Below are 16,274 nucleotides of genomic sequence, written 5' to 3'. Positions count from 1 at the left end.
TGTGTTAGTGCGTTAAAAACGCCTCTAACTGGGGACGGAGCCATTTTTAGCAACGCTGCGGCTTGCTAAAAAGGCGTTAATTCTTTTTGTGGGGGTAAGTACAATTGCATTACCCAGTAGTACTAAACTAAAGCCGGCAAAGGTGTTTGCATGCCATTCAAAGCCTTCAAAAAAGCTGCTTAATGCAACGGCCACTAACGGAAACAGCACTATGGCGTAGCTTGCTTTTTCGGGGCCAATGTTTTTTAACAAGGCAAAATAGCAGCCAAACGCAATCACAGTGCCAAAAACAGATAAATACAATAGCGACAACCAATAGCTGGTAGGGGCACTAAAACTGACCGTTATACCATTTATTAATACATAAACGGCTAAACCTACTGCGCTATATAACATGCCCCATGCGTTACCCTGCAGCACACCTATTTGACGATTAGAATTACGTACACTAATCATATTGCCCAATGAAGCCACAAAGGTACCCCCAAGGGCAAGTAGTAACCCGACCAACGCCCCATTACTCAAGTCGAATTGCTGTAAATGCGGCCAAAACAGACAAATGATACCCACCACGCCGATTAGCGCGCCGCAGTAAATACGTTTGGCAATGGGCTTTGCAAAAAATAAACGGGTGTTGACTATGTTCATTATTAGCAACATTGAAAATGCAATAGAGGCCATTGCCGATGAGAGGTAGTTTTGTGCCCAATACAAAAGCAAATAATTTAAGCCAAAGTTAGAAATGGCCAATAAAGCAAAAAAGCCATGATCGACTAACGAAAATCGCATATTAGGCTTTTTGTAGGCCACAAATAGCCACATACATGCAGCTGCTATGGCAAAGCGATAAAACAAAGAAAGCTCCACAGCAATATCGCCTAGCTGAAACGAAATCGCGAGCCACGTAGAGCCCCAAATTAACACTGTTGTGAGATATAGCGCTGCGCTTTTCATGGCAAACCTCTAAAAAACCGATTGAGTGGTTATTTTAGAGTCTATCTGTATACTTACCATATACAGAAAAGTATAAATGTAACCTATACAGATTTGAGGCGAGATATGCAGCCAGCTGCCAATAAGCAAAAAGCCGAGTTTTTATACCAACAAGTTATTGAGCTAATTAAAGACATGCAAGCGCAAAAGGTATTACTACCTGGGGAAAAGCTTCCTTCGCTTCGTAAAATGGCCAGTAACTTAAATATTAGCATTCCGACGGTTAAGCAAGCGTATCAAGCGTTAGAAGATCAAGGGTTAGTAGAGGCACGTGAAAAATCGGGCTACTTTTTAACGGTGCTTAATACGGTTTACAGTTTGCCAAAGCGTGTAAAACTAAGCCGCGAGCCTGTCACTGTAAATAAACAAGCATTAATAGAGCAGGTATACAGCGCTATTCATCAACCTAATGTAATTGCCTTTGGTATTGCCAATCCCGTTGCTGCCGCGCCTACCGATAAAGCTTTAGCCCGTACCATGCGTCGGGTTATGACAATTGCTGGGGCGAGTGTTATTAATTATGGCCCTATTGATGGTTTTGCTGCGCTTAAAAAGCAATTAGTGCATAGATACTTAGGCTTTGGTATTGGTGTAAATATAGATGAACTGGTGATCACCAATGGCGCGCAAGAGGCGCTGGCTATCGCACTTAAGTGTGTTACTAAGCCCGGCGATGTGGTTGCAATTGAAACCCCCTGTTATCACGGCATTATTGAACTAATAGAGAGCTTAGGATTAAAGGCGCTTGAAATCCCGCTATGCCCCGACAATGGTATTTGGCTTAACGACTTAGCTCAAGCGCTTGAACAACATGATATAAAAGCATGCTTGTTTTCGACCGCCATAAATAACCCGGTTGGCAGCTTTATGAGCGATGACAGCCGTAAGCAAATGGTGGACTTAATAGAGTCACATAATGTTGTTCTTATAGAAGATGATGTGTACGGTGATCTGCACTTTACTGCCAAGCGTGGCACGCCCGCTTTAGCGTATTCCAAAAAAGGGCTTGTGATCAGTTGCGCCTCGTTTTCAAAAACGGCTGCACCAAGTTATCGAGTAGGTTGGTTAATAGCAGGCAAGTTTGCTGGACAAGCGCGCCGGCATAAGCGTGCATTAAGTTGCTCTGCCTCACTTATAAATCAGTGGACGCTTTCTGAGTTTATAGCCAGTGGTGAGTATGACCGTAATTTAAAAGTACTTAGGCAGCGCTTACGTAATAACAAAGAGCGCATGCGGTGGTGCTTATTAAACGCGATGCCTAAAAATACACGTATTAGTGACCCTAAAGGTGGGTGTGTTATTTGGCTTGATTTAGGCCAAGGGGTAGACAGTCAAAAGTTATTTTTACTGGCGTTAGAAGCTGGTATTAGCATAACCCCCGGACTTATTTTTTCAGCAAGTAATAAGTATAAAAGCTGTATTAGGCTAAGTTACGGGGTGCAGTGGAGCGAAAAAATAGAGCAGGCTATTACCACGTTAGGTGCGCTGGCTCACACGCTAAAAGAATAAAAAAGCAGCACCTAATATACAAGTGCTGCTAAAGGGATGTTAAATACGGTGCGGTGTATTAATTTTGTTTAATGGTAAATAGCTCGTAGCCTTTTAGCTGGGGTAACTGCGCTACTAATTGCTCTTCTTGCTGTGCTATGTTGGCAAAGCTGTCGCATAAAGAGTTGGCACGCTTTTCAAGCGCACTGGCATGCAGCTCTGCTTTTTCTTCTATTTGCGCGCCCATATTTTCCATGCGTTGCTCAAATGCATCCATATCTCCACCCGAACCAAGCAGCTCAGAGCCTAAAGCAACTAAAATACTGCCCATTGATTGCATAACGGCAGACTCAACCACGGTTTCTATTTGCTCCTCAAATTGGTGTTCAAAGTTTTCACCAAATTGATTAAAGCTTTGTTGGCCCATTACAAACGTACCTTGTTGATAAAAGGTGTTTTCTACTTCAAGTCTTATATCGTCCATCAGGCCAGATAAGTCATCAAGGCCATCAATATTAAATGCGTTAGCTACTTCCTCTAATGCTACACCGGCTATTTTTACTCCGTCTAGGGCAATATTAGCGACCTCAGGTAGCTGCGTACGTAAGTTGTCTGAATACTGGGTAAGCGCTTGGCGCTGTTCGCTGTTAATGGATACTTGTTCGCCATTTATAGTTAAGTTGCCATTGCTGTTAAAGCGCATGAATTGATTAGATGCGGTAAAAATTTCTAATTCGCTAGGTTTAATGCGTACATCGTTTTTAAACTCTACATTGCACTGCTCATTGCTAAACGAAATACCCGCATTGCTATCGTTATGTGCCATTGCAGCGGGTGTACAAATTAAAGCGCTTACTAATAGTAAATTTTTCATGTTTATTCTCTAATAATTGTTGATGACAGCTAAGTATTAACAAGTTTGGTGCCATTATTTATTTTTATTTTAAAACAGTAGGTTATGAAAATTTGTGTGTTTGTAATGATTTTTAATTTTGATAAATAAACTACTTTTTAGTCAAAAACACTAAAAATAAATAAATGATAAATTTTATTTGTCGAAACGATAAAAAACTCTCACTTTCCACTTTCTTAATTTAGCGCTATTTATTCACAATATTGACATGAAGGCTATTTACGATAGTCACGTGGCTTTATTTTGGTGCTAATTTGTTCGTATCTTAGCGCTAAACATTTTTAATTTACCAAGTGCAGGAATAAACCTGAGTTGGTCTCAAACACTTTATGGAGTGGGTTGTGGGTAAGACATTTAGTTACGATGCGCTAGATGATGATTTTGTTGAAGACGAGTACGAAATGGTCGGGCGTAATCAGCATGACAAAAAAAAGCAAAAGGTGAAAAAGAAGTTGGAAGATTACCTTGAGCAAAAACGTTTGCGTAAAAACCTAGGTGAAGACGACTTAAACGATTACATAGACTAAATTGTGCTAGTTAAAATAATGCGCCTTTTTATTAGGGTTTGAATGTGCGTTTACGCATGTTTAAAGGCTAAATATTGGCAGTAAAGAGGCTTTATGCCTCTTTATTACTTATTGTGCACTTAATTTAGCGAGTGCTTGTTGAATAGTGGTTTCTAGCTTTTCTGGTTTTGTAAAAGGCGCATAGCGCTTGATAGGTGTGCCATCGGACGCTATCAAAAACTTGGTGAAGTTCCACTTTATTTTTCGTGTTAAAAAGCCGGGTAAGGCCGATTTTAAATACCTAAATACAGGGTGGGCGTGACGACCGTTGACATCCACCTTAGCGGCCATTAAAAAGCTTACCCCGTAATTAATTAAACAGCCTTGTTGTATTTGCGTCGCGTCGCCTGGCTCTTGCTGACCAAATTGATTACATGGAAAACCAATAATAACCAATCCGTTTTTCGCGTACTTACTATGAAGAGTTTGTAGCGACTCGTACTGTTTAGTAAAACCACACTCACTTGCGGTATTAACAATAAGCACAACCTTGCCTTCAAAGTCGCTAAAATTAATTGTTCTACCGTCTAACGCAGTAGCCGTTAATTGATGAAATTCATGCATGATGGATGCTTTTTTATTGTTGTTAGCTACATTCTACCCGCTGTAGCGCGTTACTAAAAGTATAAAATTTAGGCTTGTTAATACCGCGCTTGACTATGCGCTAATGGGTTGGCTGTTATTTAGGGCGTGTTGAACTTTGCGGATTGAAATTTGTTCAACCTAGGGGCGATCAAATCGCGGCGCGAGGTTTGTAACCTAGTGGGCTAAGTAAAAACCGAGCAACAAAGAGTTTATCGCCCCTAGGCAGAACCCAAAGGGCAGCGCATGTTTGGCATTTATGCTACGTTATCGCCTATTTATGGGGAATAACCACACTTCACAGGCTCTGCCTTGCCTAAAAACCAAACATACTGCTGCAAATTCAAACGCCAAAGGTCAACACGCCCTAGTTTAAAATTAAAAATAACCCCATACTGGCAAGCGTTGTGTAATAAATATTATGTGTTTTATAGGCAACAATAATGGCAACGATAGCTGCGCTTAAATAAGGGTTATGCCAGTTTAGGTTGAGCCCGTCTTCATTTATAAAAATAATGGGTACCCAAATAGCGGTTAGTACAGCGGGTGCGCTAAAGCTTAAAAAATGCTGCATTTTAGGGCCCACTTTAAAACCAAGGCGTTGATGTAAAAATAAGTAACGAGTAAAAAAGGTAATACACGCCATTAATAATATAGTGAGCATCATAACGGGCTGTCCTTTTTTTGTGTAAGCCTTGCAGTAAAGTAGCCTGCACTCATTGCAAGTAGAGCAGCACAAACCAACCACAACTCAAACCCCGTGCTTTTTAAAACTGTGGCGCTAATACCCGCAACAATCACTGTAACCAGCGAGGCTAAATTTTTTATGCCCGGTACCACAAGCGCAATAAATGTAGCTGCAATAGCAAAGTCGAGCCCTAAATTTGTTAAATCAGGGAGCACACTTCCTGCAACTATGCCTATGAGTGTCCAAAGGTTCCATGCAATATAAAAACTAGAACCCGCGCTTAAAGCGTATATTAGGCGCGCTTTTGTTTTGTAGGCTTTGCGGTGATGCGAAAAGGCAAACAGCTCGTCGGTCAGTACAAAACTTATTGGTAAGCGCCAGCGTAATGGCTGTGAAATAACTTTATGGCGTACGGCTAAACCGTATAAAAAATGCCGAGAGCTAATAATAAATGTGGTAAATAGAATAGTCAGTAAAGGGGTGTTACCGGCCATTAGTTCAATTGCAACTAATTGTGCTGAACCCGCGAATACAAGTAATGACATTGCTTGTGTTTCAAAGGCACTAAAGCCATTTTGAATCGCTAAAGAGCCACATAATATTCCCCAAGGAACAACCGCCAGACAAAGCGGGAGCATATCAAAAAAACCTTTTAATACTGCGCGTTTAGTTATATTCATTAATGCAAGTAAGTAATAAGTTGGTGCGTTTAGTGTGCCATAAATAGCGCTTTATGTAATATCATTAATGCAGCGGTAGTAAAACTTTGGAATAATGGCTTTAGTATCAAAATAATGTGCCAGAGCCTGGCAACAAGTTGAGGATTTATATGCAAAGTATAAAAGTATGGGATGGCTTTATAAGAAGCTTTCATTGGTTATTAGTGATTAATATTGCTGTGCTTTACTTTAGCATTGACGAGGGCATGATTGAGCTTCATTTTGTGGCTGGCTTTTTCGCAATCGCATTAATAGTGACCCGTTTAGTATGGGGGCTGGTGGGCAGTAAAACGGCAAAATTAAGCGCGTTACTGCACTCGCCAATAGCAGTATTTAAAGAGTTTAAAAAACCCAGTAAAGGAGTGGGTCATTCGGCGCCAGGTAGCTACATGGTTTTGTTGTTTTTTGTACTTATTATAGTGCAGTTAGTGACCGGGCTAATGAGCAGTGATGGCATTTTGACTGATGGGCCTTTGGTTGAGTATGTGTCGAGCTCAACGGTTGATTTTGCAAATTGGCTGCACCGCCTTAATTTCGATATTTTATTTTATGCCATTTGTCTGCATGTTACTGCCATTGTTGTGTATAAAATAAAAGGAAAACCACTTGTCAAAGCAATGATCACCGGTAAACAGGCTAACAGCGAGCAAGCCACTCAAACTAATATAGATAACACGAAAGCTCCTTGGTTGGCGTGGGCCATTTTTGTTGGGTTGTTAGTGCTACTGGCTGTTACGTGGGGCAAAGAACCACTTAGTTATTTGCTAAGTTAATAGCTAACAAAAAAACAAAACGGCGCATAAAGCGCCGTTTTAGTGTGCATTTTTTTAATTGTAATTAGTCTTTAAATTGCTTGTGGCAATCTTTACAGCCTTTGGCCCATGCGCCAAAGGCTTTACCAATTACCGCCTTATCGCCAGATTGAGCTGCTAAAGCTAGCTTATCTGCATTGGCAGCAAAGGCATTGGCTTTTTTAACAAAGGTTGCATTATCAGACCATACATCAGCTAATGCTGCTGTATCACCTTTATCAGTGCCTTCGTAAAACGCTTCCCATGGCATTTTAGAAAGGGCTGCTGCGTTATTAGCGCGCATTTTAAATTGCTCTGCATCAAAAGGAATTTTACCTTTTAGCATCGCGCCCATATCGCTAATTTGCACTGAAATCATAGAAAACGCAGCTTGACGGTATTCAATAGCATCACTTGGCTCTTTAAATGCAGTATTTGCAGATACGCTAAGTGTACACGTTGCTAAAGCAACCCCTGCTAAAAATTGTTTTAATTTCATGTTTTGCCCCTGTAAGAAATTATATCTACTAATTAGACATCTTGAATCGATTACTTATTTTATTCAAGTGAAACTTTAATGTCTCGCAGCTTGTTTTCTGAATATATCATTACACCTTGTCAGTTTATTGTTAACGACTGTAAACGGTGAGTTGCTATTAATACCCCTGTTGTGTACCTTGAGTCATCATAAAAATAATTAACGAAGGAAGTTTATGAAGCATAATATTTTTAAAATGTCGGCACTTTCTGCCGCAGTAGTTATGACGCTAGCAGGGTGTGGTGGCAGCGACAATGACAATAATAGCCAAGTTGCTGTAGTAACTGATGTTGCACCAAAAGCAAGCGATGTAGCCGTTGCCGGTTTAAAGCAATGGGTACCTGTAACTGCTGAGTTTAATGCAAGTGATAACGATGGCGATACACTTAGTTATACATTTACTGAAAATGGTGAAGCGGTTGAAGCGCAAGATGGCGTATATACTTTTAGCCATGGCTTACTAACAGTTGAAGGCGATACCTTTACTTACGTTCCTGTTTCAGGCGAAGACGCGGTAATTGATTACACCGCTAATGCAAATGGTAAATCGGCGTCTGCGCAATTAACAATTAGTGATATTGCGTCAGATCCTTTGGCTAATCAGCAATGGCACCTACGTAACACAGGTCAAAAGTCGTATGCTTTAAGCGATGATATGAAACAAGGCCTAATTGATTTATATGTCAACCAATTAGGTTACAGCGAAGAAGAAGCGCAAACTATTTTTGACGAGGATTTTGCTGAATCAGAAGCAGAAGAATTGGTTGCTGGCGAAGATATGAACGTAGCAGCTGCGTACGCTCAAGGTGTTACAGGTGCTGGCGTAACGGCGGTTGTTGTTGACTCTGGTATGGAAATTCGTCACGAAGACTTAGTTGATAACGTTTTACCAAACCGTTCTTTAAATTTAGATGTTGATGTGTTGGATCGCACCGACCCTACAAGTCTGTCAAACAGTGGCGACCACGGTACCAGTGTTGCAGGCTTAATTGCAGCGAAAGGTTGGAATGGTAAGGGCGGGCGCGGTGTTGCACCAGATGCTGGTCTAATTGGCATGAACTACCTAGGTGGCGATAAAATTGAGCAAACTGATTTACTCGCGCATGGTTTCCCAGGTAGCGGTATTAGCACGTCAGAAAATATTTCTGCGTTTAACCGCAGCTACGGTATTACATTCCCAACGTTTATTGGCTACTCAGAGCTAGATGAAGCTATCGAGTCATACCCTAACCTTAACCTTCGTGATGGTAAAGGTGCGCTAAACATGAAGTCGAGCGGTAACTCGTTTGTAGATGGTAGCGGTGAAGGGTCATTATGTGCCGATAACGGTGCAAATGAGCTAGGTCTTACTTGTTATAACGGCGCGTTTGAGCCAAGCCAAGGTCATCCATATTACTTAAGCGTTGCAGCTGTAAATGCTGATGGTACGCATACAAGCTACTCAAGCGGTGGTGCTAACTTAATGGTTTCAGCCCCTGCGGGTGAATATGGGCGCTGGGCGCCTGCCATGGTAACAACTGATCAAATGACCTGTATTAATGGGTACTCAGGCTTTAATGGTAGCTCGATTACGGCATGGGCTGCAGCATATGGCGAAGACTTTGCGGCATCGCAATACCCATTCAACTACCCAGGACATGAAGATAACGCTAGCTGTAACTATACCTCAACGTTTAATGGTACTTCTTCGGCAGCACCTAATGCGTCAGGTGTAGTATCACTGATTTTATCAGCTAATTCAGAGCTAACATGGCGTGATGTTCGTCATATCTTAGCTACTACAAGCACAGTCAACGATGCAGAAGATGAAGTTGTAACGCTTAGCGTTGGTGAAGGTGAATTTGTAGCGCATGACGGCTGGGTTGAAAATGCAGCAGGTTATAACTTTAATAACTTATACGGTTTTGGACGTGTAGATGCTGGTGCTGCAGTTGCGATGGCAAAAGAGTACGACGTAGCATTAGGTGAGCAAGTTATTACAGATTGGAGTGGTGTTGGCTCTGTTGTTGAAGAAGATGCCCTTACGCTAGAAATCCCAGATAACAGTGCCGCGGGTGTTACACAGCAAATCACTGTTGAAGAAGAGCTAAACATTGAAGCAATGCAGTTTAAGTTTGATGTGAGCAATACTGAAATGGGCTTTGGTTTAGCGGATGGTACGCAAACATCTGCTGGTACCGATTTAGCAATTGAAGTGACGTCTCCATCAGGCACACGCAGTGTATTACTAGCGTCTAAGCAAGCTCTATTTTACCCAGCTTATAGCTTTACTAACGGTTGGAACACAGGCTATGTTTTAAAAGATGCGGTACTACTGTCTAATGCTTTCTATGGCGAGACAACAAAAGGTACTTGGACTATTCGTGTTCTTGATGCTGCAGCAGATAGCTTTGCATTCAGCGATGGCGGGGATAACGGACTAGGTGCAGTAGGTATTTCAAATAACCGTGCCGCAAGCGTTTTAGAAGGCGTTTCGTTGAGAGCATTTGGTCACGCAGGTCAAGAGTAAGGAATATAGATATGAAAATGAATAAATTAGTTATTTTAGGTGCTGCTGCGTGTATTTCTCTAAGTGCAACAGCGAGTTCAGTAGCGGATAAAGAGCTGCAACTTCCAAAAAAGCCGGTAAATAGTGTGAAATACAGCAAAACCGACTTTGGCTCTTACGTTGTAGAAAAAAACTTACGTTTAGTACCAACAAGTGTTGCTGCTGATGAGTATGTTGTTTCTACTAAAGGTGAGATGGCGGTTGTTGAGTCTTCTGAGGCTTCATCGTTAGTAACAAAAGGTACACTGGTACGAAATGTCCTAACAAACAACTTAACGTCGCTTTCTGGCAATATTACTGTTTTGCTTAAAGATGGCATGAACGCAACAGAGGTAGCTCAGCTGTCTGGCTTAAAGGTAGTGTCTGTTTTCCCAGGTACTAAAATAGCGGTTTTAGCTGTTAATGAGGGTCAAGATATTTTAGCTGCTGCAGAGCAGTTAAAGTCATCTGATTATACTAAAGAAGCGCGAATTGAAGTGTTAGAGACTATTTATACTGCACAATAAAATTAAAATGTTGTGATAAAAGCCCGAGAAAATCTCGGGCTTTTTTATTGCTAATCGTTAATATCAGCAAATATCATCCCTCGGCGCATACTACGTGTGGCCAAAAATACCTCGCCAAGTAACGACATAAAACCACATATTAATAAGGCCATTGCAGCCACAAAACAGCTGGCAATTGTTACCCCTAAATTAATAGACTGAATGTGTGATAAAAACAACAGCATAACCACAGCGCATACTAGCAAGGCGCTTAGCACGCTCATACTAAAAGCAATGTGAATACATCGAGAGCGCTTTAACAGGGCTCGCAGCTCTGTGGCTAGGGTTTTATTAAAGTCTTCATCGGTGCTTACCTTGAGTTTTCGCTCAAGTTGTCGCGCACGGTCAGTAATGCGGGCTAAGCGATTAGATAAAACCCCTAAAGTGGCAGCAATGCCGGTAATTAAAAATACAGGGGCAACCGCTGTTTGGATGACTTTTGCCATGGTTAAAATGTTTATTACATCGTTGCTCATTGAAAGCCTTAAAAAACTAAAAATACTGAGGTGATAATTAATTATAGGGTAACTGATTTTTATAAGTAAAAAAGAAAACGTTTTTACATTACTTCACAAACTATGCAACTACATATTTTTATTTTAGGTATATTAAATTAGTTAATAAACAAAAAAAACAACAAGGATTTTGATTGATGAAACGCATTCCCTTTGCACTTGCAGCACTGTCGCTTGCTATTTTAGCTGGTTGTAATAAGGCTCCACAAAGCACATCTACCGACACTTCAAATACAAACACTATGCAAACACAACAAACAGAAAAACCAGTGAGCGCCGTGGCGCCAATTGCTAAAAAAGTACCTCATGAAATGACGATTCATGGCGATACGCGTATTGATGATTACTACTGGTTGCGTGATGACGAGCGTAAAGCGCCAGACGTTATAAGTTACTTAAATGCTGAAAACGCTTATACCGAGGCAATGCTTGCGCATACTCAAACATTGCAAGATAAGTTATTTGAAGAGTTGAAAGGGCGTATTAAAAAAGACGATGACTCGGTGCCTGTTAAAAAAGGCGACTATTTTTATTCATCGCAAACGCGTGGCGAAAACGAATACCCTACCTATGTTCGCAGTAGCGATTTTAAAGGCACTGATCAGCAAGTTATTTTAGATGTAAATGCGTTGGCCAAAGATCACGACTACTTTGCTGTAAGTGGCTTATCTGTAAGTACTAACGGAAATTTAATGGCGTACGGGGAAGATACCGTTAGCCGTAGAATTTACACCATAAAGGTAAAAGATTTAACCACAGGTCAATTACTCGAAGACACGCTTGAGGGAACAAACGGCGGCGTTATTTGGGCAAACGACAATAAAACCTTTTACTACATTAAAAAAGATGCACAAACCTTACTTGGCTATCAAGTTTTTCGCCATACTTTAGGTACACCGCAAAGCGATGATGAACTTATTTACGAAGAAGCTGATACAAGTTATTACACGGGTATTAGTAAGAGCAAAGATGGCTCAGAAATATATATTTGGCACAGCAGCACCAATGCCTCTGGTATGTCGGTACTCAGCGCAGATGATAATAAAGCAAAACCTAAGCGCTTAATTGAGCGTGAGGACGACCTAGAATACAGTATTTCAAAGCTTGGCAATACGTATTACATCGTCACTAACTTAAATGCGGTTAACTTTCAGCTTATGAAGGTGGATGTAGATAAAGCGCATGATAAAGCAAATTGGCAAACGGTAATTGCGCCGCGCGATAATATTAAGCTAGAAGGCGTTGATTTATTTAAAGACTACCTTGTATATCAAGAGCGAGAGTTGGGTCAGTCGCGCCTTATTGTTCGCCATTTATCGACTGGAGATGAGCACACGCTAAGCTTTAACGACAGTGCCTATACCATTGCAAGCTATGGCAACAACGATATAAACAGCGACAAATTACGTGTTTATTATACCAGTATGACGACACCGGTTTCGTCGTACGATATTGACCTTAAATCAGGTGATAAAACCCTACTTAAACAGCAAGCCGTGTTAGGTGATTTTAACGCAGATAACTATGCCTCGGAGCGTATTTTTGTAAATGCGCGCGATGGTATAAAAGTGCCGGTAAGCTTAGTGTACCGTAAAGATACATTTAAAAAAGATGGCACAAACCCGTTACTGCAATATGGTTATGGCTCGTACGGCGCCACTATGGACCCTACTTTTTCAAGCTCACGTTTAAGCTTATTAGACCGTGGCTTTGTGTTTGCTATAGCGCATGTGCGTGGTTCGCAAATGTTAGGCCGCCCATGGTATGAAGACGGAAAGTTATTAACTAAAAAGAACACTTTTAACGACTTTGTTGATGTAACCAAATCATTAGTGGCACAAGGTTATGGCGCAAAAGACGAAATATTTGCCTACGGTGGTAGTGCTGGTGGTTTATTAATGGGCGCGGTGGTTAACCAAGCACCAGAGCTATATAAAGGGGTGGTCGCAGCAGTGCCTTTTGTTGATGTAGTTACCACCATGCTTGATGCAAGTATACCACTTACTACCAATGAGTATGGTGAGTGGGGTAACCCAAATGAAAAAGAATATTACGATTACATGCTGTCGTACTCGCCGTATGATCAAGTCTCAAAGCAAGCGTATCCTAATATGTTAGTGACTACCGGTTTACATGACTCACAAGTTCAATATTTTGAGCCAGCTAAGTGGGTTGCAAAGCTGCGTGACTATAAAACAGATGATAATAAACTGCTGTTTAAAATAGATATGGAAGCCGGCCATGGCGGGGCGTCTGGACGCTTTAAACGCCTAGAAGATACTGCGCTAAACTATGCATTTATGCTTGATTTAGCCGGTATTAAAAAATAAGTTAATCAAAATTAAGTAATGTTCTAAAGGTATAGCCGTTGGCTATACCTTTATTTTTTGCGGCAAGTTAAAGCTAAACATAGTGCCTTTGCCCAGCTCACTTTGTACATTTATCTCACTGTCCATAAGTTTTAGTAACCCCTTACAAATAGCCAGCCCTAAGCCACCTTGTTGGCGCCCTTCGTTATTTGAATTTGAAGCCTGGTAATGCGGATTAAAAATAGCGTTTAGCTCATCATGCTTAATACCCACGCCGGTATCAGAAACCTGCACAAATAATTGCTTTTCATCAATACGCTTAACGTTTACAGCTATGCTGCCGCCTTTAGGTGTGTGCCTTATTGCGTTATCAATTAAATTACTTAAAACACGCTCAAGTTTTGCAATATCGGCTACAACAGGAAAATCGCAAATTGCGGGCTCTACCGTTAAGTTAAGGCCTTTTTTCTCGGCGGTTAGAGAAAACTTAGCAATGCAATCGTAAATAAGCTCACCTAAATTAAAGGTTTCTTTGTGAATGCTTATTTCGCCGTTTTCTAAATGGGCTAATTCAAAAATTTGTTCAATAAGCTGTTTAAGCTGCGCGCAGTTATTAAGGGATACATGTAAGTACTCACGTTGTTCTTGAGCACTTAATTGCGCCCCCGACTGATTAAGCACCTCTAAAAACCCCTGCAAAGAGGCAAGGGGGGTTCTTAAATCGTGAGATAAGTGAGTAAGCAACTCCTTGCGCTGTTTATCGCTTTGCTCAAGTGCTTTAAATTGCTCGTCAATCCGGGTAACCATGGCTTGAATGTTACGGCCTAAACTGTGCACTTCGTTACTTTTTTGGGTTGAATAGTTACTGAGTTTGGTATCGGTAAGGCTGTAATTAGCTGCTTCAATATTGCTTACATCACGGGCTAATCGCTGAATAGGGTTGGTAAAAAAGCGCAGTAAAATAAGCATCGCAATCAGTAAAAATGCAAGTGCAGCTCCAAGCCATAATGCGGCAAGCCATAGTTTGTCATTATTTTTAATTGTGTTTAAAGAGGTATCGTAGGCTTCACCGCCAATAATTACATACAAGTACCCTTGCAGCTTATCGTTATTAAAAACAGGCGCTACAGAGAATATTTTTTGCTGCGCTTTATTTCTTGGATCATCACCATAAATTGGCGCTGCAGCTGGGTTGTTAATCAGCTTTTTTAAGGGGACTAAATTAATATGAGTGCGTTTAACTTTACCAGGCTCTGCTGAGTAAGTGAGGATTTTTCCGTTTTCATCTACAAAATAAAACTCAAATGCGGGGCCTAATAACATTAAGGTATGAAATAGGTTTTCTAGGGCTGCGTAGTCGTATACACCCTCTTTTATTAATGGGTTATCTTGTACTAAATGCTCAGCTAGGGCTAAGTGCAGGTTTTGCTCGCCATGATGTTTTGAGGTGAGCTCTAGTTGTTTACTCCAGCTGTAAACGAGTGCACAAATAAAGCAAAATATAACCACCAACGACACCGCTAATTTTTGATACAAAGATAGGTTCATAATAAGGTTCTTAAGTAAGTTGGCTTGGGTTTAGTTTGTAGCCAACGCCCCAAACGGTTTCGATAATAGGCGCTTGATGATGTAGCTCAAGTTTGGCGCGTAACCTATTTATATGTGAGTTAACGGTATGCTCGTACCCGCTGTGCTGATACCCCCATACTTTGTCGAGCAATTGCTGGCGGCTAAAAACATGGTTTGGGTGGCGAGCAAAATATACCAGTAAATCAAATTCAGTGGCGGTGAGGTTAAGTGCTTGCTCGTCTAAATAAACTTGATGTGAGCTAAATTCAATATTGAGTGAGCCTATATTTAGCGTTTGTTCGTTGCTCGGGCTGTCGCTTTCGTTATTTTGAATCGCTAGAAGTTGTGAGCGGTGGCGTAGTTGTGTTTTAACGCGGGCTTGTAATTCGCGAGCAAAAAAGGGTTTACAAATATAGTCATCTGCACCCATTTCAAGGCCAATTACACGGTCCATATCGCTACTGAGCGCGGTAAGTAAAATAACGGAAATGGTAGGGTAGTGCTCTTTAATTTTACGGCATAAACTCAAGCCATCCTTTTGTGGCAGGTTTATATCCAGTAATATAAGCCCGTAAGGTTGTTTTGCTATTTTTTTTAGTGCGAGCTCAGCGCTTACAACATGGTCAACATGCAAATTTAACGCAGCAAGTTGAGTTGTTATTAATTGCCCTATTTCTCTGTCGTCTTCTACTACCAGTATTTTTTCGTGCCGCATGGTTAACCTCGTAAAAAAGGGACATCCGTGTCGCCTCACATCCCCATTACAAGCTGTTTTACTGTGTACGAGTGATCACGATTTTTGATACTGGGTTATCAAACTTATGTTCAGCACCTAGTGCAGAGGTTGATAAGCCATCTTGATTAGACACAACACCTGGGTGCATTGTGATTATATCGGCAATATCGTCGCGTATTTCGTTAAACCCTTCGCCGCCAGCAGCGGGACCAGGCACAGTGTCAGCTGTTTCTGTATTTGCTTCCGTACCTGCATCGTAAACGGGCGTCGTTCGTGATATTGAACTGCCTACTTCCAATGTTGATACATCTACAGAACTAAGACCGGTAAAAGCGTCATTTGTATTCCCAAGCATGGCAGCAAAAGATAAATTAAGAACATCTTGTGCATCAACTAAAAGGGTTACAGAGGTTGTTTCGCCAGGGCCAATGCCGCCTTCAGCCGAGGCTGAAGCAAGTGCATTTTCATCGCTAAGGTACTCTTCATTAGCGCCGCTTTCTGCAATCATTTCTAAATCGACAGAAGCCGTCTCACCAAATTTCCATGGTGGGGTTTTATCAAATGCAATGACCGAGAGTGGTGATAGTGGTTGTCCAGCCGTTAAGTTACTAAAAGTGATAGTAAACTCATAAACAACAGGTTCGGGCTCTACAACAACCACAGGTTCTTGATCTTCAATAGAGTCGTTATTATCGTTATCGCCACATGCGGCTATTGAGCTGGCTAACAGTAAAATAAGCGCACTTTTTTTAAAATTAGAAAGAGATGACATAA

At 41.2% G+C, this 16,274-nt stretch carries 16 protein-coding genes; 6 read left to right on the top strand and 10 right to left on the bottom strand.

Annotated elements, in window-relative coordinates; all coding sequences use genetic code 11:
* Positions 1-24: 24 nt before the first annotated feature.
* Positions 25-954 carry an EamA family transporter gene (locus MTF64_RS17255; RefSeq protein WP_248444119.1) on the bottom strand — a complete coding sequence of 310 codons (930 nt, stop codon included), beginning with the start codon at positions 952-954 and terminating at the stop codon, positions 25-27.
* 105 nt (positions 955-1,059) lie between these two features.
* On the opposite strand from MTF64_RS17255, the gene MTF64_RS17250 reads away from it, so the two are divergent.
* A complete protein-coding gene (locus MTF64_RS17250) occupies positions 1,060-2,502 on the top strand; it encodes a PLP-dependent aminotransferase family protein (protein ID WP_064386639.1) in 1,443 nt (480 codons plus the stop codon).
* 58 nt (positions 2,503-2,560) lie between these two features.
* Here MTF64_RS17250 and MTF64_RS17245 read toward each other — a convergent pair whose 3' ends face one another.
* Positions 2,561-3,355: a YggN family protein gene (locus MTF64_RS17245; RefSeq protein WP_248452117.1), complete on the bottom strand. Its 795-nt coding sequence runs from the start codon at positions 3,353-3,355 to the stop codon at positions 2,561-2,563.
* Positions 3,356-3,735: 380 nt separating this feature from the next.
* Between MTF64_RS17245 and MTF64_RS17240 the strand changes: the two genes are divergently transcribed.
* Positions 3,736-3,921, top strand: a complete 186-nt coding sequence (locus MTF64_RS17240) for a hypothetical protein (protein WP_004589020.1) — start codon at positions 3,736-3,738, stop codon at positions 3,919-3,921.
* A gap of 108 nt (positions 3,922-4,029) precedes the next feature.
* On the opposite strand, the gene MTF64_RS17235 is transcribed toward MTF64_RS17240, so the two are convergent.
* From MTF64_RS17235 to MTF64_RS17225, 3 genes are all read right to left on the bottom strand, one after another.
* Complete coding sequence (locus tag MTF64_RS17235; protein WP_248452116.1) at positions 4,030-4,524, bottom strand: glutathione peroxidase; 495 nt, start codon at positions 4,522-4,524, stop codon at positions 4,030-4,032.
* A 385-nt stretch (positions 4,525-4,909) separates the two neighbouring features.
* A complete protein-coding gene (locus MTF64_RS17230) occupies positions 4,910-5,209 on the bottom strand; it encodes an AzlD domain-containing protein (RefSeq protein ID WP_248452115.1) in 300 nt (99 codons plus the stop codon).
* Positions 5,206-5,910, bottom strand: coding sequence for an AzlC family ABC transporter permease (locus MTF64_RS17225; protein ID WP_248452114.1), 705 nt, complete (start codon positions 5,908-5,910; stop codon positions 5,206-5,208). The genes MTF64_RS17230 and MTF64_RS17225 overlap by 4 nt, the downstream gene beginning before the upstream one ends.
* 149 nt (positions 5,911-6,059) lie before the next feature.
* Between MTF64_RS17225 and MTF64_RS17220 the strand changes: the two genes are divergently transcribed.
* Positions 6,060-6,722 (top strand): cytochrome b/b6 domain-containing protein, encoded by a 663-nt coding sequence (locus MTF64_RS17220; RefSeq protein ID WP_248452113.1) that lies wholly within the window; start codon positions 6,060-6,062, stop codon positions 6,720-6,722.
* 64 nt (positions 6,723-6,786) lie between these two features.
* Here MTF64_RS17220 and MTF64_RS17215 read toward each other — a convergent pair whose 3' ends face one another.
* Positions 6,787-7,239 carry a cytochrome c gene (locus MTF64_RS17215; RefSeq protein ID WP_024032101.1) on the bottom strand — a complete coding sequence of 151 codons (453 nt, stop codon included), beginning with the start codon at positions 7,237-7,239 and terminating at the stop codon, positions 6,787-6,789.
* Positions 7,240-7,453: 214 nt separating this feature from the next.
* Between MTF64_RS17215 and MTF64_RS17210 the strand changes: the two genes are divergently transcribed.
* Both MTF64_RS17210 and MTF64_RS17205 read left to right on the top strand, forming a co-directional pair.
* Positions 7,454-9,787, top strand: a complete 2,334-nt coding sequence (locus MTF64_RS17210; protein ID WP_248452112.1) for a S8 family serine peptidase — start codon at positions 7,454-7,456, stop codon at positions 9,785-9,787.
* 11 nt (positions 9,788-9,798) lie between these two features.
* Positions 9,799-10,332 carry a hypothetical protein gene (locus MTF64_RS17205; protein ID WP_004589013.1) on the top strand — a complete coding sequence of 178 codons (534 nt, stop codon included), beginning with the start codon at positions 9,799-9,801 and terminating at the stop codon, positions 10,330-10,332.
* Positions 10,333-10,382: 50 nt separating this feature from the next.
* On the opposite strand, the gene MTF64_RS17200 is transcribed toward MTF64_RS17205, so the two are convergent.
* Positions 10,383-10,847: a DUF2721 domain-containing protein gene (locus MTF64_RS17200; RefSeq protein ID WP_004589012.1), complete on the bottom strand. Its 465-nt coding sequence runs from the start codon at positions 10,845-10,847 to the stop codon at positions 10,383-10,385.
* 176 nt (positions 10,848-11,023) lie between these two features.
* Between MTF64_RS17200 and MTF64_RS17195 the strand changes: the two genes are divergently transcribed.
* Positions 11,024-13,216, top strand: coding sequence for a S9 family peptidase (locus tag MTF64_RS17195; RefSeq protein ID WP_248452111.1), 2,193 nt, complete (start codon positions 11,024-11,026; stop codon positions 13,214-13,216).
* 42 nt (positions 13,217-13,258) lie between these two features.
* Here MTF64_RS17195 and MTF64_RS17190 read toward each other — a convergent pair whose 3' ends face one another.
* From MTF64_RS17190 to MTF64_RS17180, 3 genes are read right to left on the bottom strand one after another with little or no spacing between them, the layout of a single operon-like run.
* Positions 13,259-14,743, bottom strand: coding sequence for a HAMP domain-containing sensor histidine kinase (locus MTF64_RS17190; protein ID WP_248452110.1), 1,485 nt, complete (start codon positions 14,741-14,743; stop codon positions 13,259-13,261).
* Between the two features lie 10 nt (positions 14,744-14,753).
* Positions 14,754-15,479 (bottom strand): response regulator transcription factor, encoded by a 726-nt coding sequence (locus MTF64_RS17185; protein WP_248452108.1) that lies wholly within the window; start codon positions 15,477-15,479, stop codon positions 14,754-14,756.
* A 58-nt stretch (positions 15,480-15,537) separates the two neighbouring features.
* On the bottom strand, positions 15,538-16,272 hold the full coding sequence (locus MTF64_RS17180; protein ID WP_248452106.1) for a spondin domain-containing protein: 735 nt from the start codon (positions 16,270-16,272) through the stop codon (positions 15,538-15,540).
* Between the last annotated feature and the right edge of the window lie 2 nt (positions 16,273-16,274).

Source organism: Pseudoalteromonas sp. 2CM41L (genome assembly GCF_023161905.1).
GTDB lineage: Bacteria > Pseudomonadota > Gammaproteobacteria > Enterobacterales > Alteromonadaceae > Pseudoalteromonas > Pseudoalteromonas atlantica.
This window is presented reverse-complemented; position numbering and strand designations above follow the sequence as displayed.

Coding starts and splice junctions, on each gene's coding strand:
- MTF64_RS17255 (WP_248444119.1), bottom strand. CDS start 954: ATGAAAAGCGCAGCGCTATATCTCACAACAGTGTTAATTTGGGGCTCT.
- MTF64_RS17250 (WP_064386639.1), top strand. CDS start 1,060: ATGCAGCCAGCTGCCAATAAGCAAAAAGCCGAGTTTTTATACCAACAA.
- MTF64_RS17245 (WP_248452117.1), bottom strand. CDS start 3,355: ATGAAAAATTTACTATTAGTAAGCGCTTTAATTTGTACACCCGCTGCA.
- MTF64_RS17235 (WP_248452116.1), bottom strand. CDS start 4,524: ATGCATGAATTTCATCAATTAACGGCTACTGCGTTAGACGGTAGAACA.
- MTF64_RS17230 (WP_248452115.1), bottom strand. CDS start 5,209: ATGATGCTCACTATATTATTAATGGCGTGTATTACCTTTTTTACTCGT.
- MTF64_RS17225 (WP_248452114.1), bottom strand. CDS start 5,910: ATGAATATAACTAAACGCGCAGTATTAAAAGGTTTTTTTGATATGCTC.
- MTF64_RS17220 (WP_248452113.1), top strand. CDS start 6,060: ATGCAAAGTATAAAAGTATGGGATGGCTTTATAAGAAGCTTTCATTGG.
- MTF64_RS17215 (WP_024032101.1), bottom strand. CDS start 7,239: ATGAAATTAAAACAATTTTTAGCAGGGGTTGCTTTAGCAACGTGTACA.
- MTF64_RS17210 (WP_248452112.1), top strand. CDS start 7,454: ATGAAGCATAATATTTTTAAAATGTCGGCACTTTCTGCCGCAGTAGTT.
- MTF64_RS17205 (WP_004589013.1), top strand. CDS start 9,799: ATGAAAATGAATAAATTAGTTATTTTAGGTGCTGCTGCGTGTATTTCT.
- MTF64_RS17200 (WP_004589012.1), bottom strand. CDS start 10,847: ATGAGCAACGATGTAATAAACATTTTAACCATGGCAAAAGTCATCCAA.
- MTF64_RS17195 (WP_248452111.1), top strand. CDS start 11,024: ATGAAACGCATTCCCTTTGCACTTGCAGCACTGTCGCTTGCTATTTTA.
- MTF64_RS17190 (WP_248452110.1), bottom strand. CDS start 14,743: ATGAACCTATCTTTGTATCAAAAATTAGCGGTGTCGTTGGTGGTTATA.
- MTF64_RS17185 (WP_248452108.1), bottom strand. CDS start 15,479: ATGCGGCACGAAAAAATACTGGTAGTAGAAGACGACAGAGAAATAGGG.
- MTF64_RS17180 (WP_248452106.1), bottom strand. CDS start 16,272: ATGTCATCTCTTTCTAATTTTAAAAAAAGTGCGCTTATTTTACTGTTA.